This is a genomic window from Deinococcota bacterium (assembly GCA_030858465.1).
Taxonomy (GTDB): Bacteria; Deinococcota; Deinococci; order Deinococcales; family Trueperaceae; genus JALZLY01.
This window is the reverse complement of sequence record JALZLY010000010.1, coordinates 1-2,483: the sequence shown is the minus strand read 5'-3', so window position 1 is coordinate 2,483 and position 2,483 is coordinate 1. Positions and strand designations below refer to the sequence as shown.

The window sequence follows — 2,483 nt, the reverse complement described above, 5'->3', positions numbered from 1 at the left end:
CAACGCCCCTTTGAGTTGTAACAGCGGATGGCAGTGATCGACGTAGATCGAGACAAGCTCGCCCTGGCTTGGCAGCACGGGAGCTGACAGCGTACAATCGCCCTGTTCTCTCATGGTGTCCTCCTGCTTTCACATCCCAGGATATACCAGGGAGAAGGGGAGCTTGGCAAGCCTCTTGAGGTTCGCAAGCTCCCTTTTATCTTTGGAAAGTCACCATCATAGGGTTCATCCATCTTCTTTTATGCGACACGCTCTAGTTATTGAGGTCAATTTATCGAGTGTCCCGGTAATCTGAGGAGAGCCTTCTTTTACAGGCCCTTAGAGAGAGGGGTACATTGTCCCGGCAGCTTCACACCCGGTAGTTACCCGCCGCGCATGTGCCGGTAGGGTACTGATGGCAAAACATCAGGTTGGCTCGATTTCTCACCTCCTTTTCGCCAACAAACTCACTCGCGACTTTCACGTCGCACGATGCTGTGGTTTGTGCAGCAGACCCGTCGATCGAAATCTGGTTCGACCTGCAGGCGGACAGCCTCGAGCCCTCCCGCCGCCAGCCTCTCTCACAAGCCCTCGCCTACATCCGCTCCTTCAAGAACGAGACGACCTGCCTGTAAACCTTTGGAGCTGGGGGTTGGGGGCTTGTCTTTTCCCAATCCCCAACCCCTAGAAGGGCAGGCGGTAGCCCAAGCGGGTCCAGAAGCCGTCGCTGTAGCCTAGCGTCGCGCCCACCGAGACGGGCGCGGCGTAGTTGAGCACGGTGTCGAGGTAGAGGCTCAGCTCGCCGCCCAGACGCAGCGCCCCGTCGAACCAGAGGTGCAGTCTGGGCTCGAGGCTGAGCCGCTCGGCGGCGTAGCGGCCGTCGCCGTAGCGCCAGGCGAGCGGCAGCGCCTGGTGGAAGCCCAAGCCGGCAAAGGCTGCCCAGTCGCTAGATGGCCGCGCGGGCAGGGTCGGCGGCGGGCGGTAGCCACCCCTGGCCGTGAGGAGCAACCGCCCCGGCAGCCGGGGCGCCAGGGGCAGCGCGGTATGGGCCTCGGCCCAGAGGCCGGGCGAGAGGCCTTGGTCGCTGGCCGAGAGGACGGCGCTCAGGCCGAAGCCGGGTCCCCGGCTGGGATAGCCCCAGGGGTCGTGGCGCTGCCGGCTCAGCGTCGCCCCCAGGCGCAGATCGGGCTGGAGGCCGGGGCGCGAGGCCAGGCTGAGGAGGCCGGCGCCGAGACCGACATGAGCCGTCCAGTCGTCGCGGGGAAGGCGGGCGCCGAGCTCGGCGCGGACGCCCAGGGCGGTCTCGAGCCGGGGCCGGAGGTGCGCCTGGTGGGGCCAGAGACCTGCCTGAAGGGCAAAGGAGAGCGGCTCCGCCGTTACCGCCGTCACCAGGCCCGGCTCGCCGTAGCCGTAGCGCCAGGCGGCGTAGGCGCCTCCCAGATGACCCCGCAGCCCACCGTCGTAGCCCAGGGTCAGGGTGTAGGCGTGGCGGCTCGAGTCGTCCTGGCCGTAGACGGTGACGGCCGCCCTGGGGTAGAGGCCGCCGTCCGCAGCCGCGCCGAAACCCAGATCGGTCGGCAACCAGCCGTAGGGCGCCAGGCTGGCCAGGGGCGAGTAGGGCCGGACGGGATAAAGGCTGGAGGGCCGTTCGGCGGCGGTCGGGGCTTCGAACAGGGGCACCACCTCTTCCTCCAGAGGCTCGCTCAATTCCGCCAGGTCGTAACCCTCCGCGCCGAGCTCGACGTACCACAGACTCTCGGGGCCGGGCGCGGGCGAAAAGGCGCCGCCCACCGTGCGGGTGAGGCGCGTGAGCGCGCCCGTCTCGGGGTGAAGCGCGTAGAGGTCAAAGGCGCCCGTCGGGTCGCGGTCGGAGCGGAAGAGGAGCCTGGAGCCGTGCCAGCGGGGCTCGAGGTCCTGGGCGCGGTCGCGGGTGAGGAAGCGGAGCTCGCCGCCCTCCAACAGCGCCAGATTGAGATACCCGCCCCTTTCCCAGACGCTCAGGGCCACCCGGCCGTCCGGCCCCGCCGCCAGCCCGACGACGAAGCGGTCCGGCGGCACCCTCCAGACCTCGCGCCGCTGCCAGAGTTCGCGCCTCTCTCCCTGGCACAGGGTTTCCAGCGCGCTGCCCGTAACGGGCGCGTCGCGCAGAAAGAGCACGCAGCCGTCTTCCATCAGCGAGGGAAACCTGGCCCGGGTGCCGTGGGTCAGGCGGGTCTCCAAGCCCGTCGCCACCTCGAGCGCGAACAGGTCGGAGGCCGCCCCACCCGGCTGGCGGACCGTGCGGCTGTAAAGAAGCGTCGTCTCGTCGAGCCAGGCGAGCGCCGCCGGCAGGCGCTCGGCGAGGACCAGGCGCGAGCTTTCGAGCCTCTCCTCCCCCTCGCCCAGGGCCGCCACCCGGACGCCCTCGAACGGGCTCACCCAGGCGAGCTGCCTGCCGCTGGGGCTCAGGGCGGGCGCGCGGGTGTACCAGCCCGTCAAGGTGCGGCGCGCGCCCGCGTGCGCTC

The 2,483-nt window shown here is 69.0% G+C and carries 1 protein-coding gene; it reads right to left on the bottom strand.

Annotation, left to right across the window (positions count from 1 at the left end):
* Nucleotides 1-663 precede the first annotated feature (663 nt).
* Nucleotides 664-2,483, bottom strand: a 1,820-nt coding sequence (locus M3498_00735) for a hypothetical protein (protein MDQ3457821.1), incomplete at its 5' end; no start/stop codon positions are given.